The following is a 23,719-nucleotide window of genomic DNA, read 5'->3' as shown; positions in this document are numbered from 1 at the left end:
ATCGGAGCCTGTCGCTCCACCGGATCCTGCCGTTCCACCGGATCCCGTCGTTCACTCGTGTGTTCACTCGTGTCGTTCATGGTGCGTTGCCCTCCCCCGGGCGGCGGCGCCGCCGGTTTCCTTCGGTGCCCTCAGTTCGACCTCCGTGCCCTGGCCGGGCACCGAGATCAGCTCGGCGGTGCCGCCCAGGTCGCGCAGCCGGCCCCGGATCGACAGGGCCACGCCCAGCCGTCCCTCGCCCTCGGCCTCGGCGAGCCGCCCCTCGGGGATGCCCGGGCCCTCGTCCCGGACGGTGACGATCACCTCGCCGGGCTCGTCCTCGACCAGGATCCAGGCGCGTGCCCGCTCCCCGACGTGCCTGCGGACATTGTCCAGGGCCGCCCCGACGGCCGCGGCCAGTTCCCGTGCGGCGGCCGGGTCCAGCTCGACGGGGGCGCCCGGCTCGGCGAGGTTCACGAGGGATCCGGCGTACGGGGCGAGCAGGGCCCGCAGGTCGACGGGGCCGCCCGGGTCCTCGCCCCCCGGTCCGTCCGGTACGTCCACCGCGCGGACAAGGGCACCCTCGGCGGCGTCCTCCGACACCCGGGACACGGGCACGAGGCCGTCGGAGACCAGGGTGCGCAGCGCCACCTCCTGCTCGCCGGCGAGCCGGCCCAGCTCGGCTGCCTCGCCGCCGATGACGGCGCCGCGGCGCTGCACCATCGCCAGCACCTGGAGGACGCTGTCGTGGATGTCCCGGGCGAGCCGTTCCCGTTCCCTGGTGGCGGCCTCGATCTCCAGGGCGCGGGCGAGGGTGCGCTCGGAGGCGCGGGCGACCTCGACGACGTAGCCGATGGCGATGGAGGCGACCCAGACGAGGACGACGTTGTGGACGGTGTCGCGGGCCGGGCTGCCGCGCTCGACCAGGTTGGCGACGGCGACGAGGGTGGAGGCCACGGCCGCCCAGCGCCAGCCGCCCTTGATGGCGAACGCCAGCACGGAACCCGCGGTCCATATCGACGGCAGCGTCGGGCCGCCGTCCATGACGCGTTCATGGGCGTCGGCGAAGGGCGTGAGCATGACGCCGGTCAGCGCGACGGTGAGGTCCGCGGTGAGGAAGCGCTTGGTGCAGCTCGCGGCGTTGGCGACCTTGGGGAGGGTGGCAAGGGTCCAGACGAAGAGGACGGCGTAGTAGGCGACGGCGAGCCAGGGGCGTTCGAAACCGGACCATGCGGTGGCGAAGAAGCCGATCGCGTACAGCATGGTGAGCACGCGGTAACCGGCGAGCGCCCGCCACAGCGGCTGCTCGACCGACATCCTCATGACTCGCTCGCGTCTGGCCATGTCCCCCCCTCCCCGGGTACCGGTGGCTGTCCGTACGGCGGACTAGCTCCCGGTCCGGCCCTTCTCTGCCTTGGCGGCCCTGTCCGCTTCCTTCTCTGCCTTGGCGGCCTTGCCCGCCTCCTTCTCGGCCTTCGCCGCCTCCGCGAGCTGCCGCTTCATGGCGGTCGCGTACATGTCGACGTACTCCTGGCCGGAGAGCTTCATGATCTCGTACATGACCTCGTCGGTCACCGCGCGGAGCACGAACCGGTCGTGCTCCATGCCCTGGTAGCGGGCGAAGTCCAGGGGCTTGCCGATGCGGATGCCGGGCCGCATCAGCTTCGGCACCACCTGGCCGGGCGGCTGGATCTTCTCGGTGTCGATCATGGCCACCGGGACGACGGGCGCGCCGGTGGCGAGCGCCACGCGTGCGAGGCCCCCGGGCTTGCCCCGGTAGAGGCGGCCGTCCGGGGAGCGCGTGCCCTCGGGATAGATGCCGAACAGTTCGCCGCGTTCCAGCACCTCTATGCCGCTCCTGATCGCCGCCTCCCCCGCCCCGCGTGCGCCGGAGCGGTCCACCGGGAGCTGGCCGACCCCCTTGAAGAAGGCGGCGGTCAGCCTGCCCTTGACCCCCGGGGTGTTGAAGTACTCGGCCTTGGCGATGAAGGTCACCTTGCGGTCGAGGACGGCCGGCAGGAAGAACGAGTCGGAGAACGACAGGTGGTTGCTCGCCAGAATGGCGGGGCCGTCGGCCGGAATGTGCTCCAGGCCTTCCACCCCGGGTCGGAAGGCCAGCTTCAGCGACCCCCCGACGGTGACCTTCATCGCGCCGTACAACAACCGAATGCCTCCCGTGTCCGAGGTTCAGACCCTAACCCGGCCAAGGGGCAATGGCCCCGACGGCCCTGGTCGGTGTCACTGCGGTCGCGTACGGTGAAAGACCGCGAGTGTCCGCGCGTATCCGCTGTCCGCTGTCCGCGCGTGTCCTCGGGCGACCACGAGCACCGCACCCGACGTGCCGGCTCCGCCGGCCCCCTGACGACAGGAGACCGAGACGTGCCGGTCCTGCCCGGAGCCGAGCCGTTCCGCCACGAGGGCGGGGAGGTCGGTGTCCTCCTCTGCCACGGCTTCACCGGTTCCCCGCAGTCCCTGCGCCCCTGGGCCCGGTACCTCGCCGCCCGCGGCCTGAGCGTCGCGCTGCCGCTGCTGCCCGGGCACGGCACGCGCTGGCAGGACATGCAGGTCACCGGGTGGCAGGACTGGTACGCGGAGGTGGACCGCGAGCTGCGCGCCCTGCGCGAGCACTGCACGCGGGTCTTCGTGGCCGGGCTGTCCATGGGCGGCGCCCTGGCACTGCGGCTCGCCGCGAAGCACGGCGACGCCGTGACGGGCGTCGTGGTCGTCAACCCGGCGAACCGGATGCACGGCGTCGCCCAGCACGCCCTTCCCGTCCTGCGCCATCTGGTCCCGGCGACGCGGGGCATCGCCAGCGACATCGCCAAGCCGCACGGCTCGGAGCTGGGGTACGACAGGGTGCCGCTGCACTCGGCCCACTCGCTGCGCGCCTTCTTCCGTCTCGCCGACGGCGATCTGCCACAGGTGACCCAGCCGCTGCTGTTGCTGCGCAGCCCGCAGGACCACGTGGTGCCGCCGGCCGACTCGGCACGGATCCTCGGCCGGGTGTCGTCGGCGGACGTGACGGAGATCCTGCTGGAACAGAGCTACCACGTGGCGACGTTGGACCACGATGCGGACCGGATCTTCGCGGAGAGCGTCGCGTTCATCGGCCGGCTCGCACCCGGATCCGTCAGGGAGCCGGAGCCCGGACTCGGCAAGGAAGGGACGACCGCAGGTGGCTGAGCACGACTCCGACCGCGAGGACCGCGAGGAGCGGGAGCACGGCGAGGGCGGCCGGGAGCGCGCGGCGGACCCGGGGCCCGGGGACCGTCCCGATGACCGGCTCGAGGGCCCGGCCACGCCCGTGGACGAGGAGGCCGCCTGGGCCGCGATCGTCGCCGGGTACGGGGAGGAGCCCCCGGATCCGCCCGGCGCGAAGCCGTTCAAGTCGGTCGAGGACCTGGCACTCCTGGAGCCCGAGACGAACGGCACCACCCCTGACACGAACGGTGTGAACGGCACGGACGACGAGGAGCCCGCGGCGGACCGGTCGTCCCCGGCCCGGCCGCTGGGCGGCTCCGTCGCGTTCGCGCCGGGTGTCGGACCCCGTGACCACACGCCGGCCGAGCCGTCGGACGACGACTTCGACGAGGACGACGAGGGCCACTTCGTGCCGCCCGAGCCGCCGCCGCTGCCCGAGGGCGACACCACCTCGAAGTTCGCCTGGCTGGGCGTGCTGGGCGGTCCCGTGCTGCTCCTGCTGGCGGTGGTGCTGGGCTGGGACATGACGTGGTGGCTGGCGACCCTGAGCATCGGCGGCTTCCTCGGCGGCTTCGCCACCCTGGTCGTACGGATGCGGACGGGCGACGAGGACGACGACGATCCGGGCCGCGGCGCGGTGGTCTAGCGGCGGCGCGGCGGTCCCGGAGGGGGGCGCAGGTCGTCCTGCGGCGGCCCGGGTGGTTCGCACGGTCCTCCGACGGCGGCCCGGGAGGGGGATCGCACCGTTTCTCCAGTGACGGGCCGGGTGGCACGCACCACTTCTCCGACGGCAGCCCAGAGGGCACGCACGGTCCTCCGACGGCAGCCCGGGATGGGGATCGCACCGCTTCTCCAGTGACGGCAGCGAGGCGGCCGCGGGGCGGTGGCGCGGCGACGGCCCCGGGATGGTGGTCCGGTGTCCGCCCGGGCGGGCGGCGCGGTGGCGCGGGGACCCGCGGTCAGGTGGTCGCGGGTACGCGGAGGGCGGTCAGGACCGGGAGGTGGTCCGTGGCCGTCCGCAGGTCGCCCTCGGCCACTCCCGGCAGTCCCGACGGCACCCCGCAGCCCAGCACCTCGACGCCCTCGGTGACGAACACCGCGTCGATGCGGCGGTCCGGGGCCGTGGCGGGGAAGGTGTACTCGCCGCCCCAGGGCGCAGCGGTCCAGCAGTCCCGCAGCCCGTCGCCGAGCCGCCGGAAGGTGCGGCCGCCCGGGGGCTCGTTGAGGTCGCCGCCCGCCACGGCGTGCTGCACACCGAGGGCGGCCAGCTGGTCGAGGAGCAGTCCGGCCTGCTCGTAGCGCTCGTCCGGCCGCAGCGACAGGTGGGTGCTGAGGACGCCGAGACGGGCCCCGCCGATCCGGACCACGGCGGTGGCGAGGCCCCGGCGGTGCTGGCCGGGGGTGAGCGGGAGCAGTACGTCCTCGGTGCGCTCCACGGTGGCCCGCAGGGAGCACAGCAGCGCGGGGCCCGCGGCGGTGCCGCCGCCGGAGAGCAGGACCAGGTCGGACGCGGCGGCGAGCCGGGTGATCTTCTTGCGCCAGCGGAAGAGGCGGGGAGCCTCCTGGAGCAGCACCAGGTCGGGGGCGCAGGCGCCGATGACGCGGGCGAGGGCGGCGGTGTCGTCGCGCAGGGAGCGGATGTTGTAGCTCAGCACCCGGACGACGGCGGAACCGTCGGGTTCGGTGCGGGAGTTGGGCAGGGCGGGGAGGGAGGACGTTGCCATGCGGATCAAGATACGACGAGGCCCGCCGTCCCTCGCTGGGGGCTCGACGGGCTCTGTCGTGGGAACGGGCCTCTCGGCCTGCTGTGCCGCTACATGATCGGGTCGGGTTCCCTGGCCAGGTCGGCCGCGCCCACCAGGCCCGCCTTGTTGCCCAGCTGAGCGGCGATCACGTCGGCGACCGGACGCCAGTTGCCGCCGACCAGCCACCGCTTGTAGGACTTGCGGATCGGGTCGAGGACCAGGTCGCCCTCGTCGGAGAGGCCGCCGCCGACGATGAAGGCGGACGGGTCGAAGAGCGAGGCCAGGTCGGCCAGTCCGGCACCGGCCCAGCGGGCCAGCTCCCGGTAGGAGTCGACGGCGACCGGGCAGCCCTGGCGGGCGGCGACGGAGATGTGCTTGCCCTCGATGCCCTCGGGGGTGCCGTCGCCGAGGGCGAGGAGCACCTCGGCGCGCTCGGGGGTGGCGTTGGCCCGCTGCTTGGCGTACCTCACCAGCGCCCGTCCCGACGCGTACTGCTCCCAGCAGCCCTGCGAGCCGCAGCCGCACAGCAGGCCGTCCGGCACCATGCGGATGTGGCCGAACTCGGCGGCCACGCCGAAGTGGCCGCGGCGCAGCTTGTTGCCGATGATGATGCCGCCGCCGAGGCCGGTGCCGAGGGTGATGCAGATGACGTTGCGGTGTCCCTTGCCGCCGCCGAACCTGTACTCGCCCCAGGCCGCGGCGTTCGCGTCGTTCTCCACGACGACCGGGAGTCCGACGCGGGCCTCGACCTTCTCCTTGAGCGGCTCCTGGCGCCAGTCGATGTTGGGTGCGAAGTAGACCGTGGAGCGCTGGCGGTTGACGTATCCGGCGGCGCCGATGCCCACACCGACGATCTCGTGGCCCACCCGTGCGCCCTCGACCGCGGAGGCGATGGCGTCCACGATGGCCTCGGGTGTGGTGGGGGTCGGCACCTTGTGGGTCGAGAGGATGTTGCCTTCCTCGTCGACCACGCCGGCCGCGATCTTCGTGCCGCCGATGTCGACGCCGATGGTGAGTCCCATGAATCCCTCAGTTCGGTCGAGCCCCGCTGAGGGCAACCGTACCCGAGGCGGGGCTCAGTCCAGGTCGATGCGTTGTCCCGGGCCGGTGCCCCCGTCGCCCTCGTCGCGGCCGTCGTGGTCGCGTTCGTCCAGGTCACGGGTGTCACGAGGGTCGCGCGAGTCCTTCGCCGCGGTGTCCCCGGCGGTCCAGCGGCGCTCCTGGTTCTGGACGGCGGAGCGGTAGGCGGCGAGCAGTTCACCGCCGGCGGCCGCGAGGTGGTCGAAGACGTCGGGGTTGCGCTCGACGACCGGTTCGACCGCGGCCTTCGCCTGCTGGACGACCTGCCGGACCACCTGCTGGGCGGCCGGTCCGGCGACCTGGCCGAGCAGCGGGGACTGGAGACCGGACAGCTTGTCGGCGACGGTGTCGAAGAGCCGGCGCAGCTCTTCGGCGGCGGAGCCGGGCGGTGGTCCGTACTCGGCCCGGCGGCGGGCCTTCTCGGCCTCCAGGTCCTCGGCGCACGCCGTGGCCCAGGCGTCGGCGTCGGTCGCTCGCGGCTCGTCGACCGTGTCGCCCCCGCGGGCCCGGTCGACCGTGTCGGCCTCATCGGGGCGGGGGGCCTCGGGCGGAGGGAGCTCTTCGCTCATGACGGACTCCTGACTACGGTTCGTCCCTACGACGTTACCCGAACGGCCGCGCTCGGTTCAGTGTCCGCGCGGCCACAGCCCCGGGTCCGGCGTGAACCGGACGGTGAGCGTGTCCTCGCGGAGCGCGGCCCCGTCGACGGTGCAGCGGCGCAGCGCGGAGGGCAGCGGGACGGTACGGCGGAACGGACCGGCGGCGACGACCAGTTCGTCACCGCGGCGGACCAGGTCGAGTTCCTCGCGGACGGCGCCGGGCAGCGGGATGCGCCAGACCAGTACGCCGTCCTCGGCCAGCCGGTCGGTGACGGGCCACTCGACCGGGGCGGCACCGGCGCCCGCGCCCGGTGCGCCGAGGGCGGCGAGGTCGTCGGTGCCGCGCGGGTCGTGTCCCAGGTGGGGGACGGTGCGTACGTCATGGGTGCCGTGCCACTCCGCCAGCGTCTTGCGCTGCTGGGCCAGCGGTCCGCCGAGCCAGCTGTCCGCCGGGACGTCCTCGGGCAGGACGCGGTTGGCGACCAGCAGGTCGGTGCGCAGGCCGCGCAGGGCGAGGCCGAGGGTGGCGGTCCTGACGGCGTCGGCGCCGGCCGGGCCGGGCTCGGCGACCAGCCGTACGACGGTGTTCCGGTCGGCGAGGACGGCCTCGGTGGCGGCCAGCTCCAGCTCCCAGCGGGCGGCGGTCTCGTACAGCGCCTCGGTGGGCAGCGGGACGCCCGCGAGCCGGCCGAGGACGGGGCGCAGGGCGCGGGCCGCCTGCCGTTCGGGCGGGAGCAGGCGGCGCAGGCAGCGGCGCAGCTCCTCCGGTGCGGCGAGCAGGGCGAGGGCGCGCGGCGCGGGCGGGAGGTCGACGACGAGGAGGTCGTGCGCCTCGGCGAGCGCGGCCTCGCGCAGGGCACGCAGGAGGGCCAGGTCGTCGGCGCCGGGCAGCGGGGTCAGCTCCTCGGGGTCGAGGCGGGCGGCACCGAGGAGGTCGAGGGCGGAGGCAGCGCGGTCCTGGAGGGCGGCGAGGCCGTCCCGGAAGCCCTGGGCGGGGTCCGGCCGCCAGACGGTGAGGCGGGGTTCGACGCGGGTGGGTGCCGGGCCGGTGCGCACGCCGAGTGCGGCGCCGAGCGTGTCGTCGCGGTCGGTGCCGAGGAGGAGGGTGCGGGTGCCCTGGCGGGCCGCGGTGAGCGCGGTGGCGGCGGCGAGGGTGGTACGGCCGGTGCCGCCTGGGCCCGTGAGCAGGAGGGTGCGCATGGGGGTGAACGGTACCTGGGCCTGGGCGGCGCCTGTCGTGCCCGGCGGGGGTGCCCGCGCCTGTCGTGCCCGGCGGGGGTGCCCTGGGCTGACGGAGTGCCCGGCGTGCGTGCTGGCCGGGGGGGCGCGCAACCCGGCGCTTACGGGGTGCCTCCCCCAGAGGGGGTGCCCCCAGCGCCCACCCGTGCCGCCCCAGCGGCACGATTGCCCGCAGCTAGGGGGGCGACTGCTCGCAGCTGGGGGCGAGGGGCTGTTACTTGGTTTCTACTCGCTTTTTGAGGCCTGCCAGGGCCCTGTCGATGATGACCTTCTCCGCCTTGCGCTTGATCATGCCGAGCATGGGGATCTTGACGTCGACCGTGAGACGGTAGGTGACCTCCGTGCCCTTGCCCTCGGGGCGCAGGAGGTAGGAGCCGTCGAGGGAGCGCAGCATCTGGGACTTCACCAGGGTCCAGGAGACCTCGTGCTCGCCGGTCCAGGTGTAGGCCAGCGTCTGGTCGTCCTTGATCGCCCCGGCGTCCATGACGAGCCGGACCTGCTCGGCACGGCCCTCGGCGTCGGAGGCGAGGACCTCGGCCTCCTTCACCTCACCGGTCCAGTCCGGGTAGCGGGCGAAGTCGGCGATCACCTCCATCACGTCGGCCGGTGCCGCGTCGATCGTGATGCTCGAGCTGGTGTGTTCCGCCATCGCCGTGGCTCCTCCGGATGCGGCCGGTACTTGGTGTGCGTGCCGCGTGAAGGCTACCGCGCACGGGCCCGGCGAACGTCACCGCCCGCCGGTGCGGGCCCGGCCCTGCGCGGTCACCACTCCATGACCCACGGCCGGCCGGTCGAGGCGAAGTGGCCCACGTTCACGCACTCGGTCGCGCCGACGCGCATCCGCCGGGCCAGCGGCTGGTGCACGTGCCCGAACAGCGCGTACCGGGGCCGGGTGCGCCGGATCGCGTCGAGCAGCGCCCTGCTGCCCCGCTCGAAGCGCCGCGCCACCGTGTCGTAGACCAGCTCCGGCACCTGCGGCGGGATGTGCGTGCACAGCACGTCCACCTCGCCGACGGCCTCGATCTTCGCGGCGTACTCCTCGTCGCCGATCTCGTACGGCGTGCGCATCGGCGTCCGCAGCCCGCCGCCGACGAAGCCGAAGACACGGCCGCCGATCTCCACCCGCTCCCCGTCCAGGACGGTCGTGCCGGGTCCGGCGTACTCCGGCCACAGAGGCGGCATGTCGACATTGCCGTAGGTCGCGTAGGTGGGGGTGGGGAAGGCGGCGAACAGTTCGGCGTACTGCCTGCGTACCGCCCCCTCGATCAGCTGTGTCCTGTCCCCGTCGACACCGGCCCACAGCCGTGACCCCAGCTCTCGTGCCTCGTCGAAACGGCGGGCGGTGCGCAGCTCGACCAGCCGGTCGGCGTTCTCGACGCCGAACAGGTCGGGGAAGATGCCGCGCGAGTGGTCGGCGTAGTCGAGGAAGAGGATCAGGTCCCCGAGGCAGACCAGGGCGTCGGCGCCCTCGCCGGCCCTGGCCAGGTCGCGGGCGTTGCCGTGGACGTCGCTGACCACATGGACGCGCGTGCTCGTGTCGTGAGCCGGTGTGGGTGCCATGGCGATCAAGCGTAAGCAGCGCGCGCCAGTTGTGAACAGTGGCGGCCGGACCTGCGGTTACTGGCTGGTCGGATGATCCGTCGACTACTGTGCGCCAAGGAAACAGCATCCGTGTGACGCGGCGAACATCTCGCGGGGACCCCCTGTCGGAGGAGGCATACCGACGGGTAACGTCCGGGCAGTCCAGTCGTGCTCAGGATTTCAACATGTGAATCGTCGTGCGGTTCAGCGCGTGACCAGCATGTGGCCTCCGGAGCACCTTGCCCGAGCCTTGGACCGCACCGTCGCATCACACAGTGTCGTGGCGCCGGCGCCCTATGAGGAGCAGCAGTCTTGCGCGAGTTCAGCCTTCCGGCCTTGTACGAGGTCCCCACGGACGGAAACCTGACCGACATCGTCCGCAGAAACGCCGCGCAGCATCCCGACGTCGCCGTCATCGCCCGCAAGGTGGGAGGTGCCTGGCAGGACGTGACCGCGCGGACCTTTCTCGCCGAGGTCCACTCCGCCGCCAAGGGCCTGATCGCCTCCGGTGTCCAGCCGGGCGACCGGGTCGGCCTGATGTCCCGCACCCGCTACGAGTGGACGCTGCTGGACTTCGCGATCTGGAGCGCCGGAGCGGTCACGGTGCCGGTGTACGAGACCAGCTCGTCCGAGCAGGTGCAGTGGATCCTCAGCGACTCGGGTGCCACGGCGTGCGTCGTGGAGTCGGCCGGGCACGCCGCCGCCGTCGAGTCGGTGCGCGAGCAGCTGCCCGCCCTCAAGCACGTCTGGCAGATCGACGCCGGGGCGGTGGAGGAGCTGGGACGCCTGGGCAAGGACGTCACCGACCGGGCCGTCGAGGAACGGGGTTCGATCGCGAAGGCCGACGATCCCGCGACCATCGTCTACACCTCCGGCACCACCGGCCGCCCCAAGGGCTGCGTCCTCACCCACCGCAGCTTCTTCGCCGAGTGCGGCAACGTCGTCGAGCGGCTGCGTCCGCTCTTCCGCACCGGTGAGTGCTCGGTCCTCCTCTTCCTCCCGCTCGCCCACGTCTTCGGGCGCCTCGTCCAGGTCGCGCCGATGATCGCGCCGATCAAACTGGGCAACGTCCCCGACATCAAGAACCTCACCGACGAGCTGGCCGCCTTCCGTCCCACGCTGATCCTCGGGGTGCCGCGGGTCTTCGAGAAGGTCTACAACTCGGCGCGCGCCAAGGCGCAGGCCGACGGCAAGGGCAGGATCTTCGACAAGGCCGCCGACACGGCGATCGCGTACAGCAAGGCCCTGGACACTCCATCGGGCCCGTCGCTCGGTCTGAAGGTCAAGCACAAGGTGTTCGACCGGCTCGTCTACGGCAAGCTCCGCACGGTCCTCGGCGGTCGCGGCGAGTACGCCATCTCGGGCGGCGCTCCGCTGGGCGAGCGGCTCGGCCACTTCTTCCGCGGCATCGGCTTCACGGTCCTGGAGGGCTACGGCCTGACCGAGTCCTGCGCGGCCACCGCCTTCAACCCCTGGGACCGGCAGAAGATCGGCACGGTGGGCCAGCCGCTGCCCGGCTCCGTGGTGCGCATCGCGGACGACGGGGAGGTGCTGCTGCACGGCGAGCACCTGTTCAAGGAGTACTGGAACAACCCGGGCGCGACCGCCGAGGCGCTGGCCGACGGCTGGTTCCACACCGGTGACATCGGGACGCTGGACGAGGACGGCTATCTGCGGATCACCGGCCGCAAGAAGGAGATCATCGTCACCGCGGGCGGCAAGAACGTCGCCCCGGCCGTCATGGAGGACCGCATCCGCGCGCACGCGCTGGTCGCGGAGTGCATGGTGGTCGGCGACGGCCGGCCCTTCGTGGGCGCGCTGGTCACCCTGGACGAGGAGTTCCTGGACCGGTGGTGCGCGGAGCACGGGAAACCGGCCGGTTCGACGGCGGCGGCACTGCGGGAGGACCCGGATCTGCTCGCGGCGGTTCAGGGCGCGGTCGACGACGGGAACGCGGCGGTGTCGAAGGCGGAGTCCGTGCGGAAGTTCCGGGTGCTGGGGGCCCAGTTCACGGAGGAGTCGGGGCACTTGACTCCGTCACTGAAGCTGAAGCGGAACGTGGTCGCGAAGGACTACGCGGACGAGATCGAGGCGATCTACGCCAAGTAGCCGAGTAGGGACGCCTACGGGGTCCACGGGGCCTAGGCGGGGGTGCCTTCACCGCGCTGACAGCACGCCCCGTGTTTACAGCAAAGCCCTCAAGTGCTCTGCCAGCAGGTCCCAGCGCCACTTCTCCTCGACCCAGGTCCTGCCCCGTCCGCCCATCCTCCGGCGGAGTTCCGGGTCGGCGAGGAGCGTCGTGATGCGGTCGGCGGACTCGTCCGGGTCGCCGCCCCGCACCACCCATCCCGTCTCGCCGTCGAGTACCGCGTCCGGCGCGCCGCCCGAGTCGCCGGCGACGACGGGCAGGCCCGTCGCCGAGGCCTCCAGGTAGACGATGCCGAGTCCCTCCACGTCGAGGCCGCCCCGGCGGGTGCGGCAGGGCATGGCGAAGACGTCGCCGGCGCCGAAGTGCGCGGGCAGTTCCGGCCAGGGCACGGCGCCGGTGAAGCGGACGGAGGCGGCGACGCCGGTGTCGTGGGCCAGGCGGCGCAGGTCCTTCTCGTAGGGGCCGCCGCCGACGATCAGCAGGACGGCGTCCGGCTCGGCGGCCAGGACCCGGGGCATCGCCCTGATCAGGGTGTCCTGGCCCTTGCGCGGCACCAGACGTGACACGCACACGACGACGGGGCGTTCGGTGAGTCCGAGACGGGCGCGCACCTCGTCACCGCCGCTGCCCGGGTGGAAGGTCTTCTCGTCGACGCCGGGCGGCAGTTGGACCATCCGGGCGGCCGCCGCGGGCGTGAGGGCGCCCGCGATGCGGGAGCGCGTGTACTCGCCGAGGTAGGTGATGGTGTCCGTCGACTCCCCGATCCGGCGCAGGAGTTGCCGGGCCGCGGGCAGCTGGGCCCAGCCCGCCTCGTGGCCGTGGGTGGTGGCGACGAGGCGCTCGGCGCCCGCCTTCCGCAGCGCGGGGGCCATCAGGCCGAGGGGCGCCGCCGCGCCGAACCACACCGACGTGCAGCCGTGCTCGCGCAGCAGTCCGGCCGCCCGCCGGGTCGCGCCGGGGGTCGGGAGCAGCATCGTCGTGCGGTCCCGTACGACGGTGAAGGGCTGCTCGGCGTCGAAGGCGGCGGTGGCCTCCACGCCCTCGCGGCTCCGCTTCCAGGTGGAGGCGTAGACGACGATCCGCTCGGGGTCCAGGCGCAGCGCCATGTTGTGCAGGAAGGACTGGATGCCGCCCGGCCGGGGCGGGAAGTCGTTCGTCACGATCAAGGTCTTGCGCACGCCGCCGACCCTACCGAACCGGCGCCACGCCTCCGGGCCCGGCGGCTTCCTGTGGCACGCGCACAGACGTCCGGGTCATCATGGCCGCACGGCAGACGGACGGACGGGCATACGGACACACAGCCGGACGTACCGGCACACGGACGCGCAGGTGGACGTACGGGCAGACGGGCGCACGGGCAGGAGTACGCGTGGTGGCGAGGGAGACGGGGCGGTCGCCGGTGTGGCTCGCGGCGGTCTGGGGTGCCACCCGGCTGCTGCTGTTGCTGTTGGTGCTGAAGGTGCTGGTCTTCCCCGGTCCGGACGTGACGAGCGACGTGTCGGTGATCTACCGGGACTGGTACGAGATCCTGCGCACCGGAACGTTTCCGCTCAAGGACGTCACCTGGCAGTACCCGCCGGCCGCGGCCTTCGCGGTCCTCTCCCCCGCCCTGCTGCCCTTCCTGGAGTACGCGACGGCCTTCTTCGTGCTGGCCTGTGCCGTGGACGCGGCGGTCCTGGCCCTGCTGTGGCACGCGGGGCGCGGGTCCGGGCGCTCGTCGCGCGGGGCGTGGGTGTGGGTGGTGGGCGTGCCGCTGCTGGGGCCGACGGTGTACGCCCGCTACGACGTGATGGTCACCGGCGTCGCGGTGGCCGCGCTGCTCGCCGCGGGCCGGCACCCGCGGGTCGCGGGCGCGCTGGCGGCGGTCGGGGCGCTGCTGAAGGTCTGGCCGGCACTGGTGCTGGTCGGGATGCGCGGACGGCGGCCGTGGGTGGCCGCGGCGGTGGGCGGGGGCGCGCTGGCCGCGCTGTTCGCCGTGACGATGCCCGGGGCGTTCGCGTTCCTGACGTTCCAGCGCGAGCGCGGCGTCGAGGTGGAGTCGCTGGGGGCGCTGGTCTTCCACGTCGCCCGGCACTTCGGCTGGGACGGCGGGGTGCTGCTGAACTACGGCTCGATGGAGTTCCTGGGCCCGCACGTGGACACGGTGGGCACGGCATCGGTGGCGCTGAGCGCGGTGGCGTTCGGCTGGCTGCTGCTGTGGCGGGTGCTGGCCGCGCGGTCGCCGGTGCCGCGGTTCACGGCGCACACGGCGGCGGACGCGGCCTTCGTGGCGGTGCTGATGTTCACGGTCACGAGCCGGGTGATCAGCCCGCAGTACCTGGTGTGGCTGGTGGGTCTGGGGGCGGTCTGCCGGTGCTTCCGGGCGAGCCGGATGCGGGTGCCGGTGGCACTGGTGCTGGCGGCGAGCCTGGTGACGGTGCTGGAGTTCCCCCTCCTGTTCACCGACGTCGTGGCGAGCACGCCCCTGGGCATCGGGCTCCTGGTGGTGCGCAACGGCCTGCTGGTGGCCGCCGCTCTCGCCGGGGCCCGCGCCCTGTGGCGCGACACGGTACGGCGCGGGCCGGCCGGCAGCGCGTCCGGGGCGCCCGGAGCGGGGGTCAGCCGAGCTCCGTCCGCAGATAGTCCTGCCACCGCCGCGTGAACTCCTCCGGGGTCGTCCCCAGCACCTCGTCCATCGCCTCCTCGACCGCTCCCGCCCGCTCGTCGTGGGCGCCCACGGCGCGGTAGAAGGCGTTCAGCCGGTCCTCGCCCCACTGCCCGGCGATCATGCGGCAGGCCAGCCAGCCGCTCTCGTAGGCCTGGGCCAGCGCGTCCGCGTCGGCGGTGAAGCCGAAGTCGTCGTCCGTGGGCAGCCGGTCGGGGACGCCGCCCTCGGAGACCGCCCGGGTCAGCTCCGGCGCGGACTGGGCGGAGCCGCGCGCGGTGTCGCGGTAGCCGACCCAGTCGGCGTAGCCCTCGGAGAGCCACAGCGGGGTGGCGGAGGTGGTGTCGGCGCGGGTGGCGACGTGGGTGGTCTCGTGGGTGAGCACGACCTGCTTGCCGAGGTCGCCGAGGAGCCCGTAGGCGTCGGGGTTGACGATGACCCGGTCCGCCGGTGCGTGCTCCCGGCCACCGGTCTCGCCGGTGGTGACGGCGGCGATGCCCCGGTAGGACGAGGCGGGCGAGCCGAGCAGTCCGGCCATGCCCTCCACGGACCGGGGGACGACCACGACGACCCGGCGGGCCCAGTCGCCGTCCCAGGCGTCGGACACCGCGGGCACCGCCCGGTCGGCGAGGCCGGCGTAGCCGCGCAGGGCGGCGGTGGTCTGTCCGACGCCGAGCACCAGGCTGCGGGTGCCCCGGACGACCTGGACGGTGCCCTGGTCCCAGGGTTGCTGGCCGGACTCCTTCGCGGGCCGCTCCGAGTCGACGGCCCACGGTCCGCCGGTGCCGTCCCGGCTCAGCCGCACGGTGCGCGCGGTGGCGACGGCGCCCCGGTCGTAGCCCTCGACGCGGTAGCGCAGCTCGACCCGGGCGGTGGCCGAGTCGCCGGTGCGGTCCACTCCGCTCACCCGGTAGGACCACTCGGCCAGCGGTATCGCGGTCAGGTTGCCGAAGCCGGTTCCGGTGCCGGTGCGCGCGTAGGCGGCCGCGTCGTGCGCGAGGACGGCCGCCGCGCGCCGGTCCAGCAGCCGCTGCACGTCGGTCCGCACCGGGTCGGCACCGGTTCTGCCGCCGCAGCCCACGAGGGCGACGAGCAGCAGGCACAGCGCCACCACCGGGGAACCCGACACCCGCCTTCGACCAGCCACCTTCCCGATCGTACGGGCGCGGGGCCCCGGGGTCAGCGGGCACTGCACGGGCGCGGGGCCACCAAGGCCGACGAGCACCGCACCGGCGGGCGGTCACGGGGCCGGCCGGCGCTGCGCGGGTACGGGACGTGTGCACCCGTGAGCGCCGGGCCGGTCGGACCGGTTCAGACCCGGTTCAGTCCCGGCTCAGACCCGGCTCAGACCCGGTTGACCGAGGAGATCGGCATCATGCCGACCGGGTCGTAGCGCACCGGTGCGCCGGGGCGGGGCGCGTGGATGACCTGGCCGTTCCCGGCGTACATCCCGATGTGGCTGGCGTCGTCCCGGTAGGCCACGAGGTCGCCGGGACGCGCTTCGGCCAGGGACACCCGCCGGCCGGTGCCGGACTGCGCCTGCGAGGTGCGCGGCAGGCCCACCCCGGCCTGGGCGTACGACCACTGGGTCAGGCCCGAACAGTCGAAGCCGGAGGGCCCGTTGGCGCCCCAGATGTACGGCTTGCCGAGGGCGGAGCGGGCGGCGGCGAGGGCGGCCGCGGCCCGGCCGGAGGCGGGGGCGGCGGCTCCGGCGAGGCCGGTGAGGTCCTCGCGGCCGGAGCGGGAGGCCCGGCCCCGGTCGGCGCGTTCCTCGTCCGGCAGGGCGTTGAGCAGCCGGCGGGCCTCGGCGAGCTTGCGCTCCACGGTCTTCTTGTGGGCGGCGACGGCCTTGCGGCCCTTCTCCAGCTCGGCGAGCTTCCGGGCGGCCTCGGCACGCTCCTGGGAGAGGTCGCGCACGGCCTGCTGGAGCTCCCTCAGCTCACCCGCCTGCCGGGTGGTGACCCGGTCGAGCACGGAGGCGCGGTCGAGGTAGTCGTCCGGCTGTGCGGAGAGCAGCAGGGCCAGCGAGGGGTCGATGCCGCCGGAGCGGTACTGGGCGCCGGCCAGTGAACCGAGCGCGTCCCGCAGGGTGTTGACGTGCTGCTGCCGGCGGGCGATGGAGTCCTGCGCGGTGTCGACCTCCTTGCGGAGCGCGTCGGTGCGCGCGTCGGCCTTGTTGTAGGCCTCGGTCGCCTGCTCCGCCTCGGTGTAGAGGCGGTCCACCTCCGCCCGCCGGTCCTCGTGCGGGGAGGCGGTGGCCGGTACGGCGCCCAGGACTGCGGCGGTGACGGAGAGCAGGCCGACGGCGGCGGTGGAGCCGCGGTCGAACCCGGACGGTGCAAGGCGGCGATGGGACCCCACGGGAAGCCGCACTCCTTCCGCTGGCGGACGGGAAACGCGGCAGACAGTAACCCGCGGCGGGGCACCGGCCAACGACCCCGGAGGCCGCGCACGGCCCGGCGCCCCGCCGCCGACGCAGGTCACGGGCGGGGTGAGGGTTCAGAAGCCGAGGGAGTGATTCGCCCGAACGGGCGGTACGGAAGGGCGACTTCCGCGAACGGGACGCCGGACGGAGTGGGCGGGAGGCGAGGCGACGCGGCGCCCGGGATCAGACCCGTACGCCGAACATGAACGGGCCGCCGATGGTGCTCATCGACTCGTAGCGCACGACCGTGCCGGTGCGCGGGGCGTGCAGGACCTGGCCGTTGCCCGCGTACAGGCCCACGTGGTGCAGGTCGTTGAAGAAGAACACCAGGTCGCCGACCTGGAGGTCGCCCATCGAGGAGATGCGGGTGCCCGCGCCGGTCTGCGCCTCGGAGGTGCGCGGGATGCCGACGCCGGCCTGGGCGTAGGCCCAGGAGGTCAGGCCCGAGCAGTCGAAGGAGGACGGGCCGGTGGCCCCGTAGACGTACGGCGTGCCGATCTTGCTCTGCGCGGCGGCGAAGGCGGCGGCGGCACGGCCGGAGGCGGGCGTGCCGGAACCGCCGAGCTGCGCGCGCTCCCCGGCGCGGGTGGCGCGCTGCGCCTCTTCCTTCTTGAGCGCCGCCCGTTCCTGCGCGGTGAGCGTGTTGAGCAGCTTCTGCGCCTCGGAGAGCTTGCCCTGGACCTGCTTCTTCTTGTTGCCCAGTTCGGTGCGGGTGGCGGAGAGGTCCTTGAGCTTCTCGGAGGCCTCGGAGCGCTGCTGGGAGAGTTCGCGCTGTTTCTCCTGGATCTTCTTCAGGGCCTCGACCTGCTGACCGCTCAACTGGTCGAGGGTGGAGGCCTTGTCCAGGTAGTTGTCCGGGTCGGCGGAGAGGAAGAGCTGGAGGGAGGGGTCGATGCCGCCGGAGCGGTACTGGGCGCTGGCCATCGAACCGAGACCGTCGCGCAGCGCGTTGAGGTCCTCCTGGCCGCGGGCGACGTTGTCCTGGATCGTGGAGACCTCCTTCTGGAGTTTCTCCTGCTTCTCCTTGGCGCCGTTGTACTTCTCGGTGGCCTGCTCGGCCTCCTCGTAGAGCTTGTCGACCTTGGCCTTGACCTCGTCCTTGCTCGGCTTCTCGCTCGGGGCGGCGTTGGCGGCCTGGGAGGAGAGAGCGACTGCGGCGGCAGCAGCGGTGGTGAGCACGGTCACGCGCGTGCGGCTCGGCTGCTTGGGACGACGGTGGGACGCCACGGAGACGAGCTCCTTCTTGAGAGGGATCACCCGTGCGAGGGTTCGATGGGTGACAGTAGTGATGCATGTGTGATCAGTTCAAACCCCTCCGCGGAAAAATCCCGGTTGCCCAGTGCGTTCTTTACCACAACTCACCTGCAGTGACTCTTGCCTGACGCTACGTTGCGTGACGGATCCGTCAATTCCGGCATTGAGCGCCTACGTTGCGGTTGGTACGCAAGGGAAGAGGGGGGCAAGAAAGGCGAGAAACGAGAGAAAGGCGAGAAAGAGGGGGAACTAGGAGAGCCGCTTGAGGAGCACCACGGACGCCACCGGGCGTGCGCCCGCGCGCGCCACGCCGTCGGCCACCTCGCGGTCGGTGGAGACGACGATGACCGGGCGGCCCGGCGGTTCGGCCCGCACCAGCTGGCGGATCAGCTCGTCGGCGGTCACACCGGCCTTCGAGAACAGCACCCGCACCCCGCGCGGCGGCGCGAGCAGCACGGGCGCCGCCAGTTCGGCCCCGTCGAAGACACAGGTGGTCTCGGCGCCGGTCTGCGCGGCGAGCTGGGACAGCTGGCCGAGGAGCCGCAGCCGCTGCTTCTCCAGCGGCATCTGCGGATAGCCGGTCTTGGTGACGTTGTAGCCGTCGACGACCAGGTGGGCCTGGGGCAGCGCGAGCAACTGGTCCAGGACGGCCGGGTCGTGCTCGGACAGGGCGCGGTTGGCGATGTCCTTCGGCGTCATCCGGCCGGGCTCGACGGCGTCCACGGTCTCGGCGGGCCGCACGGACACCGGTGGCAGCGCCAGCTCCCGGCGCAGCCCCTGGGTGGCGTCGAGCAGGGTGTCCAGGAGCAGCCGTACCCGCATGTCCTCCACGCTGCGGCCCTCGCGGGCGGCCTTGCGGGTGGCCTCCAGGGCGGCCTCCGCCTCGCCGAGCCGGGCCTTGAGCCGCCGGGTCTCGCTCTCGGCGGCGGAGACCTGGGTCTGCCCCTCGGCGCGGACGGCGTCCGTCTCGGCCTGGGCCTTGCGCAGCGCCGCCTCGCCGCGCTTGACGTCGCTGAGCGCCGAGCGCAGTTTGCGGTGCAGCGCCTCGGTCTCCCGCCGGGCGGCGTCCAGCTCGGTGCGCAGCCGCTCGGTCTCGGCCCTGGTGTGCTCGCGGGCCCGGGCCAGTTCCGCGTGCAGCCGCTCCAGCTCCGCGCGGCTCTCGTCGTCGGCGCGCTCGGCGTCCGCGCGCTGCGCCTCCTCGCCGGCGGCGGTGACCAGCTTCACCCAGCCGTGCGGGCGCAGCACGTAGGCCGCGGCGGCCACGTCGAGCGGGTCGGCGGCCGGTGGCGGGGAGCCGGCGTCCAGGGCACCGGCCAGTTCCGGCTGCGCCTCGCGGAGCTTGTCGGCGATGCGTCCGCGGAAGAGCGGGTCGGTCTCCACGGCAGCGGCCATGGCGTTGCCGGCGAACTTGGTCCTGCGGTTCGGGGTGAATCTGGCGTACTGCCGCAGCTGCGCGGGAAGCTCGCCGAGCGTGAGCGAGCCGAAGCCGTCGGACACGATCTGCACGACCCTGCGGCGCACTCCGTCGGGCAGCGGGCGGTCGAGCACCTCAGCGGCGCCGTCGCCCGGCTCCCCGCCCTGTGTCTCCACCATCCGTCACCCCAATGTCTAGCGGCGTTCCCGGACCGGGACCGCCTGGTGCGGGGCCGCTCCGCTCAGGAGGCGGCGCCCGGCCTGTCCACGAGTTCCACCTGGTCCACGGCGTTGCACCAGCGGCACCGCACCGACTCGATGGTCTCACTGAGCACCTCGCGCTCCTCGACCTTGGGCTCTCCGGCCAGGTCGAGGTGCACGTACTCGACGACCTTCGAGGCCCGGGTCACGTCGAAGCGGGTGAGGTTGCCGCAGAGGGTGCAGCGCCACCGCGTCGTGTCGGTCGGCAGGGGAACCGTCATCGTGGCTGTTCGCTCTCTTCCGGTGTCGGTGCCGCGCCGGGCCGCCCCCGGTGCGTGTGGCTCGTAACCCTACGGCCTGGCGGGTACCCGACGCCCGCGTGTCCACGGCGGCGGGGCACTGTGGGCGGGTACGCCCGTTACGTCATGATTCATGACCATGATCCACCAGTGCATGACCCTGATCCACCAGTGGAGGACGGCGGCGCGCAGAAGGCTCGGCACGAGCGGAAGGCCCCGCAGGCCCCGCGCCCCGCGTGGCCGGACGGCGCCGGTGACGTACGCACTGATCACGCTCTGCTGTGTGTTGTTCCTGATCAGCCCGGCGGCGGGCCTCAATCCGGAGTACGGCACCGGGGAGGAGCTGCTCGCCGCGCAGCGCGCCTGGTTCCGGCGCTGGGGCGTGATCCCCGCAGAACTGTTCGAGGACTCCCCCGGGTCGGCGCTCACCCCGGCCACGGCACTGTTCGTCCACGGCAGCTGGGTGCACCTGCTGGGCAACATGCTCTTCCTCTACGTCTTCGGCGCGATGACCGAGGAACGGATGGGCCGGCTCCAGTTCGCCCTGTTCTACCTCGGCTGCGGCTACCTGGCGCTGCTCGGCTACGCGGGCGCCAACGCCGACTCGCCGGAGTCCCTGGTCGGCGCCTCGGGGGCGATCTCGGCGGTGCTGGGCGCGTTCCTCTTCCTGTTCCCGCACGCCCGGGTCACCAGCCTGTTCCCCTTCCTCTTCTTCCTGCCGCTGCGCTTTCCGGCGTGGCTGGTGCTGCCGTTCTGGGCCGCCCTGCAGTGGATGGCGGCGGGCCGGGCCGGCGACGGTCCGGGGGTGGCCTACCTCGCGCACCTGGTGGGCTTCGGGCTCGGCTTCGTCTTCGCCTGGGTGCGGTTCGGTCGTACGACTAGAGTTGAGGGCGTTCCAGTGGCGGCGCCCGAGGGAGAGAACCAGCCGTGATCAGCGCGATCGTCCTCATCAAGACCAGCGTGGACCGGATCCCCGAGATCGCGGAGCAGATCGCCGCGCTGGAGAACGTCAGCGAGGTCTTCTCCGTGACCGGCACCTACGACCTGATCGCGATGGTGCGGGTGCACCAGCACGAGGACCTGGCCGAGGTCATCCCCGGCCGGATCAGCCGGATCCCGGGCGTGGAGGGCACGGACACCCACGTGGCGTTCCGCACGTACTCGCAGCACGACCTGGAGGCGGCGTTCGCCATCGGGCTCGACAACTGAACCGGTGACGGCGTGCTCCCCCCCCTCATCGGATGAACCGCGTGCCTCCCGCTCGCGGATGAGAAGTACCGCACGCCGTCCGCCGCACGCACGCACGCCGGCTGCCGCTCTCGCGCTGCCCGTACCGTCGCGGATGAAGAGTTCTTCATGCGGGACTCATCGCGGCCACCGGGTACCGGGCGCAGGATCGGCGGCATGGTCTTCTCCCGCCGGATGGCGGCCCTCGCGGCCGTGGTCCTGATCCCGCTCGGCATCGCCGCGACCAGTTTCGCCCTCACCGACAGCCCGCAGGAGCCCAGGGTGCCGTCCAAGGTGGAGCTGGACAGCGGCTCCCCGGCGCCGGCCCCCGCCTCCCCCTCGCCCGAGCCGACGCCCAGCGACCAGGTGGTGACGCGGCCGCCGGTGACCGACGGACCCTCGGATGACGACGATGACGACGACCGGAGCCGGGACACCGGGGACGACGGGCCCGGGGACGACGGCCCCGGCAACGACGGGGCCGGGGACGACTCGGCCGCCGACGACGGAGCGGGCGACGACGGGTGACCGGGAGCGCCGCCGGATCTCCGCCCGGGTCCGCATCCTGCTCTGGCTGCTGCTGGTCATGGCGGTGGCGCTCGCCTCGGTGGCGGCGACCACCCGCTCGATCCTGCTGCGCGACACCGACCAGCGGATCAACGGCCTGCTCGCGCAGGAGGCCGGGGAGTTCGCCAACTTCGAGGAGCAGGGCTTCGACCCGGCAACGGGCCGCCCCTTCACCGACCCGGGCCGGCTGCTGCGGGTCTTCCTGGAGCGCCAGTACGCCGACCTGGACGAGGAACTGGTCGGGCTGGTCGGCGAGGTCGGCAGCAGGCCCACGCAGATCATCCAGCAGCGCGAGATCCCGGTCGGCCGCCCCCTGCACGAGGACGCCGGCGCCCGGCGCCGCATCCACGCCTCGCCCGACTCCACGGGCACCCTGCACCGGCCCGAGGGCGAGATCCGCTGGGCCAAGGTCACCGTGGCCCGGTACGGCGGTGAACCGGCGGCCGCCTTCGTGGTCGCCTTCCACCCGGGACGCGAACAGGCGCGCGCCGACGAGGTGTTCCGCGTGCTGCTCGCCATCTCGGGCGTCGCGCTGCTGATGACGACCGGCATCGCATGGGTGGTCGCGGGGCGCATCCTGAAGCCGGTGCGGCTGGTGCGCACGACCGCCGCCCAGCTCACCGAGCAGGACCTGACCCGGCGCATCCCGGTGCACGGCCACGACGACGTGGCGGCCCTCGCCGGGACGTTCAACGCCATGCTGGACCGCCTGGAGCGCGCCTTCGCGACCCAGCGGCGCTTCGTCGACGACGCGGGACACGAACTGCGCACCCCGATCACCATCGTCCGCGGGCACCTGGAGCTGATGGGCGACGACCCGACGGAGCGCGAGGAGACCGTCCGCCTCGTCACCGACGAACTGGACCGGATGAGCCGCATCGTCGAGGACCTGCTGCTGCTCGCCAAGGCCGAACGCCCCGACTTCGTCACCCCCGAGCCGGTGCAGCTCGCCGAACTCACCGCCGACGTCTACGTCAAGGCCCGCACCCTGGGCGAGCGCGAGTGGGTGCTGGCCGAGGTCGCCGACCGGGAGGTGCGCCTGGACCCGCAGCGCATCACGCAGGCCATGGTGCAGCTCGCGCAGAACGCCGTGCAGCACACCACGGCCGGGCAGCGGATCCGCATGGGCTCCCGCGCCGACGGCCCGCGCATCGAGCTGTACGTCGCCGACTGCGGACCCGGCGTCCAGCCGCAGGACGCCGAGGTGATCTTCGAACGGTTCCGGCGCGGCACGGCACGGCGCGGGGTGCGCGGGTCCGGCGCCGGGCTCGGCCTGTCGATCGTCCGGGCGATCGCCGAGGGCCACGGCGGCCGGGCCGAGCTGCGCGCCACCGAGGGCGGCGGCGCCACCTTCGTACTCACACTGGAAGAGGCACGACCATGAACCGCATCCTCATCGTCGAGGACGAGGAACGCATCGCCTCCTTCGTCGAGAAGGGCCTGCGCGCCAACGGCTTCACCACCACCGCGGTCGCCGACGGCGACACCGCCCACGCCTACGCCCTCACCGGCGGCTTCGACCTGGTCGTGCTGGACATCGGGCTGCCCGGCCGGGACGGCTTCACGGTCCTGCGCGAGCTGCGCGAGGCCCGGGTGACGACCCCGGTGATCGTGCTGACCGCACGGGACTCGGTACGGGACACGGTGGCCGGCCTGGAGGGCGGCGCCGACGACTGGATGACCAAGCCGTTCCGCTTCGAGGAACTGCTCGCCCGGGTCCGGCTGCGGCTGCGCACGGCGGCCGGGGCGCCGGAGGTGACGGTGCTGAGGTCGGGGACGCTCAGCCTCGACCTGCGCACCCGCCGGGCCCGCGCCGAGGGCCGGACCGTGGACCTGACAGCCCGTGAGTTCGTGCTCCTGGAGTTGTTCCTGCGCCATCCCGGGCAGGTGCTCTCCCGCGAGCAGATCCTGTCGCACGTGTGGGGCTACGACTTCGACCCGGGCTCCAACATCGTGGACGTCTACGTGCGGGCGCTGCGCAAGAAGCTCGGGGCGCAGCGGGTGGAGACCGTGCGCGGGATGGGGTACCGGCTGCCGACCCGGTGACGCGTCCCCCGCTCCCCGGCCGGTGAAGTTTCCTTCATGCGACGCTCATGGCGGGCTCACCGCCCCCGTG

23 protein-coding genes are annotated in these 23,719 nt (G+C 73.2%); 9 read left to right on the top strand and 14 right to left on the bottom strand.

Translation table 11 applies throughout. From position 1 onward, the window contains the following. Positions 1-63 precede the first annotated feature (63 nt). Positions 64-1,323 (bottom strand): MacS family sensor histidine kinase, encoded by a 1,260-nt coding sequence (gene macS, locus HZS56_RS08830; protein ID WP_216720145.1) that lies wholly within the window; start codon positions 1,321-1,323, stop codon positions 64-66. 42 nt (positions 1,324-1,365) lie between these two features. After that, a complete protein-coding gene (locus tag HZS56_RS08825; protein ID WP_216720144.1) occupies positions 1,366-2,127 on the bottom strand; it encodes a lysophospholipid acyltransferase family protein in 762 nt (253 codons plus the stop codon). A gap of 231 nt (positions 2,128-2,358) precedes the next feature. On the opposite strand from HZS56_RS08825, the gene HZS56_RS08820 reads away from it, so the two are divergent. After that, a complete protein-coding gene (locus tag HZS56_RS08820; protein WP_216720143.1) occupies positions 2,359-3,162 on the top strand; it encodes an alpha/beta hydrolase in 804 nt (267 codons plus the stop codon). After that, complete coding sequence (locus tag HZS56_RS08815; protein ID WP_216720142.1) at positions 3,155-3,826, top strand: hypothetical protein; 672 nt, start codon at positions 3,155-3,157, stop codon at positions 3,824-3,826. The genes HZS56_RS08820 and HZS56_RS08815 overlap by 8 nt, the downstream gene beginning before the upstream one ends. 313 nt (positions 3,827-4,139) lie before the next feature. Here HZS56_RS08815 and HZS56_RS08810 read toward each other — a convergent pair whose 3' ends face one another. The 6 genes from HZS56_RS08810 to HZS56_RS08785 form a co-directional block, all read right to left on the bottom strand. Beyond that, positions 4,140-4,904 carry an endonuclease/exonuclease/phosphatase family protein gene (locus HZS56_RS08810; RefSeq protein ID WP_216720141.1) on the bottom strand — a complete coding sequence of 255 codons (765 nt, stop codon included), beginning with the start codon at positions 4,902-4,904 and terminating at the stop codon, positions 4,140-4,142. Positions 4,905-4,993: 89 nt separating this feature from the next. Continuing rightward, positions 4,994-5,947, bottom strand: a complete 954-nt coding sequence (locus HZS56_RS08805) for an ROK family glucokinase (RefSeq protein ID WP_216720140.1) — start codon at positions 5,945-5,947, stop codon at positions 4,994-4,996. 54 nt (positions 5,948-6,001) lie between these two features. Beyond that, positions 6,002-6,574, bottom strand: coding sequence for a DUF5304 domain-containing protein (locus HZS56_RS08800; RefSeq protein ID WP_216720139.1), 573 nt, complete (start codon positions 6,572-6,574; stop codon positions 6,002-6,004). Between the two features lie 57 nt (positions 6,575-6,631). Next, complete coding sequence (locus HZS56_RS08795) at positions 6,632-7,804, bottom strand: ArsA family ATPase (protein ID WP_216720138.1); 1,173 nt, start codon at positions 7,802-7,804, stop codon at positions 6,632-6,634. Positions 7,805-8,057: 253 nt separating this feature from the next. Next, positions 8,058-8,492, bottom strand: a complete 435-nt coding sequence (locus tag HZS56_RS08790) for an SRPBCC family protein (protein ID WP_216720137.1) — start codon at positions 8,490-8,492, stop codon at positions 8,058-8,060. A 113-nt stretch (positions 8,493-8,605) separates the two neighbouring features. Beyond that, a complete protein-coding gene (locus tag HZS56_RS08785; protein WP_216720136.1) occupies positions 8,606-9,403 on the bottom strand; it encodes a metallophosphoesterase family protein in 798 nt (265 codons plus the stop codon). 333 nt (positions 9,404-9,736) lie between these two features. On the opposite strand from HZS56_RS08785, the gene HZS56_RS08780 reads away from it, so the two are divergent. After that, entirely contained in the window at positions 9,737-11,533 is a 1,797-nt protein-coding gene (locus tag HZS56_RS08780) for an AMP-dependent synthetase/ligase (RefSeq protein WP_216720135.1), read from the top strand. Between the two features lie 75 nt (positions 11,534-11,608). Here the strand turns inward: HZS56_RS08780 and HZS56_RS08775 are convergent, their stop codons facing one another. After that, positions 11,609-12,751: a glycosyltransferase family 4 protein gene (locus HZS56_RS08775; RefSeq protein ID WP_216720134.1), complete on the bottom strand. Its 1,143-nt coding sequence runs from the start codon at positions 12,749-12,751 to the stop codon at positions 11,609-11,611. A gap of 221 nt (positions 12,752-12,972) precedes the next feature. Between HZS56_RS08775 and HZS56_RS08770 the strand changes: the two genes are divergently transcribed. Then, the gene (locus HZS56_RS08770) at positions 12,973-14,214 is read left to right on the top strand and encodes a glycosyltransferase 87 family protein (protein WP_374201110.1); all 1,242 of its coding nucleotides are present in this window, start codon (positions 12,973-12,975) and stop codon (positions 14,212-14,214) included. On the opposite strand, the gene HZS56_RS08765 is transcribed toward HZS56_RS08770, so the two are convergent. The 5 genes from HZS56_RS08765 to HZS56_RS08745 all read right to left on the bottom strand — a co-directional run bounded on the left by HZS56_RS08765 (position 14,171) and on the right by HZS56_RS08745 (position 19,791). Next, positions 14,171-15,364, bottom strand: a complete 1,194-nt coding sequence (locus tag HZS56_RS08765) for a hypothetical protein (protein WP_216720132.1) — start codon at positions 15,362-15,364, stop codon at positions 14,171-14,173. The two genes, HZS56_RS08770 and HZS56_RS08765, sit on opposite strands and share 44 nt — an antisense overlap. 197 nt (positions 15,365-15,561) lie before the next feature. Continuing rightward, positions 15,562-16,578, bottom strand: coding sequence for a C40 family peptidase (locus tag HZS56_RS08760; RefSeq protein WP_216720131.1), 1,017 nt, complete (start codon positions 16,576-16,578; stop codon positions 15,562-15,564). 247 nt (positions 16,579-16,825) lie between these two features. Then, positions 16,826-17,869, bottom strand: a complete 1,044-nt coding sequence (locus HZS56_RS08755; protein WP_216720206.1) for a C40 family peptidase — start codon at positions 17,867-17,869, stop codon at positions 16,826-16,828. A 276-nt stretch (positions 17,870-18,145) separates the two neighbouring features. Beyond that, positions 18,146-19,489 (bottom strand): NYN domain-containing protein, encoded by a 1,344-nt coding sequence (locus HZS56_RS08750; protein WP_216720130.1) that lies wholly within the window; start codon positions 19,487-19,489, stop codon positions 18,146-18,148. A gap of 62 nt (positions 19,490-19,551) precedes the next feature. Next, positions 19,552-19,791 carry a hypothetical protein gene (locus tag HZS56_RS08745; protein WP_031030820.1) on the bottom strand — a complete coding sequence of 80 codons (240 nt, stop codon included), beginning with the start codon at positions 19,789-19,791 and terminating at the stop codon, positions 19,552-19,554. A gap of 178 nt (positions 19,792-19,969) precedes the next feature. On the opposite strand from HZS56_RS08745, the gene HZS56_RS08740 reads away from it, so the two are divergent. From HZS56_RS08740 to HZS56_RS08720, 5 genes are all read left to right on the top strand, one after another. Beyond that, on the top strand, positions 19,970-20,740 hold the full coding sequence (locus tag HZS56_RS08740; protein WP_374201109.1) for a rhomboid family intramembrane serine protease: 771 nt from the start codon (positions 19,970-19,972) through the stop codon (positions 20,738-20,740). Next, the gene (locus HZS56_RS08735; protein ID WP_216720129.1) at positions 20,737-21,018 is read left to right on the top strand and encodes an Lrp/AsnC family transcriptional regulator; all 282 of its coding nucleotides are present in this window, start codon (positions 20,737-20,739) and stop codon (positions 21,016-21,018) included. The genes HZS56_RS08740 and HZS56_RS08735 overlap by 4 nt, the downstream gene beginning before the upstream one ends. Positions 21,019-21,213: 195 nt before the next feature. Further along, positions 21,214-21,564, top strand: a complete 351-nt coding sequence (locus tag HZS56_RS08730; RefSeq protein WP_216720204.1) for a small secreted hydrophilic protein — start codon at positions 21,214-21,216, stop codon at positions 21,562-21,564. A 58-nt stretch (positions 21,565-21,622) separates the two neighbouring features. Beyond that, complete coding sequence (locus HZS56_RS08725; protein ID WP_216720203.1) at positions 21,623-22,987, top strand: sensor histidine kinase; 1,365 nt, start codon at positions 21,623-21,625, stop codon at positions 22,985-22,987. Then, a complete protein-coding gene (locus HZS56_RS08720) occupies positions 22,984-23,649 on the top strand; it encodes a response regulator transcription factor (protein ID WP_216720128.1) in 666 nt (221 codons plus the stop codon). The genes HZS56_RS08725 and HZS56_RS08720 overlap by 4 nt, the downstream gene beginning before the upstream one ends. Positions 23,650-23,719 lie beyond the last annotated feature (70 nt).

The organism is Streptomyces mayonensis (assembly GCF_018982965.1).
Lineage (GTDB): Bacteria > Actinomycetota > Actinomycetes > Streptomycetales > Streptomycetaceae > Streptomyces > Streptomyces mayonensis.
This window is presented reverse-complemented; position numbering and strand designations above follow the sequence as displayed.

What these genes read in the sequence shown, in the direction of transcription:
- macS (WP_216720145.1), bottom strand. Translation starts at nt 1,323, where the DNA reads ATGGCCAGACGCGAGCGAGTCATGAGGATGTCGGTCGAGCAGCCGCTG.
- HZS56_RS08825 (WP_216720144.1), bottom strand. Translation starts at nt 2,127, where the DNA reads ATGAAGGTCACCGTCGGGGGGTCGCTGAAGCTGGCCTTCCGACCCGGG.
- HZS56_RS08810 (WP_216720141.1), bottom strand. Translation starts at nt 4,904, where the DNA reads ATGGCAACGTCCTCCCTCCCCGCCCTGCCCAACTCCCGCACCGAACCC.
- HZS56_RS08805 (WP_216720140.1), bottom strand. Translation starts at nt 5,947, where the DNA reads ATGGGACTCACCATCGGCGTCGACATCGGCGGCACGAAGATCGCGGCC.
- HZS56_RS08800 (WP_216720139.1), bottom strand. Translation starts at nt 6,574, where the DNA reads ATGAGCGAAGAGCTCCCTCCGCCCGAGGCCCCCCGCCCCGATGAGGCC.
- HZS56_RS08795 (WP_216720138.1), bottom strand. Translation starts at nt 7,804, where the DNA reads ATGCGCACCCTCCTGCTCACGGGCCCAGGCGGCACCGGCCGTACCACC.
- HZS56_RS08790 (WP_216720137.1), bottom strand. Translation starts at nt 8,492, where the DNA reads ATGGCGGAACACACCAGCTCGAGCATCACGATCGACGCGGCACCGGCC.
- HZS56_RS08785 (WP_216720136.1), bottom strand. Translation starts at nt 9,403, where the DNA reads ATGGCACCCACACCGGCTCACGACACGAGCACGCGCGTCCATGTGGTC.
- HZS56_RS08750 (WP_216720130.1), bottom strand. Translation starts at nt 19,489, where the DNA reads ATGGTGGAGACACAGGGCGGGGAGCCGGGCGACGGCGCCGCTGAGGTG.
- HZS56_RS08745 (WP_031030820.1), bottom strand. Translation starts at nt 19,791, where the DNA reads ATGACGGTTCCCCTGCCGACCGACACGACGCGGTGGCGCTGCACCCTC.
- HZS56_RS08730 (WP_216720204.1), top strand. Translation starts at nt 21,214, where the DNA reads ATGGTCTTCTCCCGCCGGATGGCGGCCCTCGCGGCCGTGGTCCTGATC.
- HZS56_RS08725 (WP_216720203.1), top strand. Translation starts at nt 21,623, where the DNA reads ATGGCGGTGGCGCTCGCCTCGGTGGCGGCGACCACCCGCTCGATCCTG.
- HZS56_RS08720 (WP_216720128.1), top strand. Translation starts at nt 22,984, where the DNA reads ATGAACCGCATCCTCATCGTCGAGGACGAGGAACGCATCGCCTCCTTC.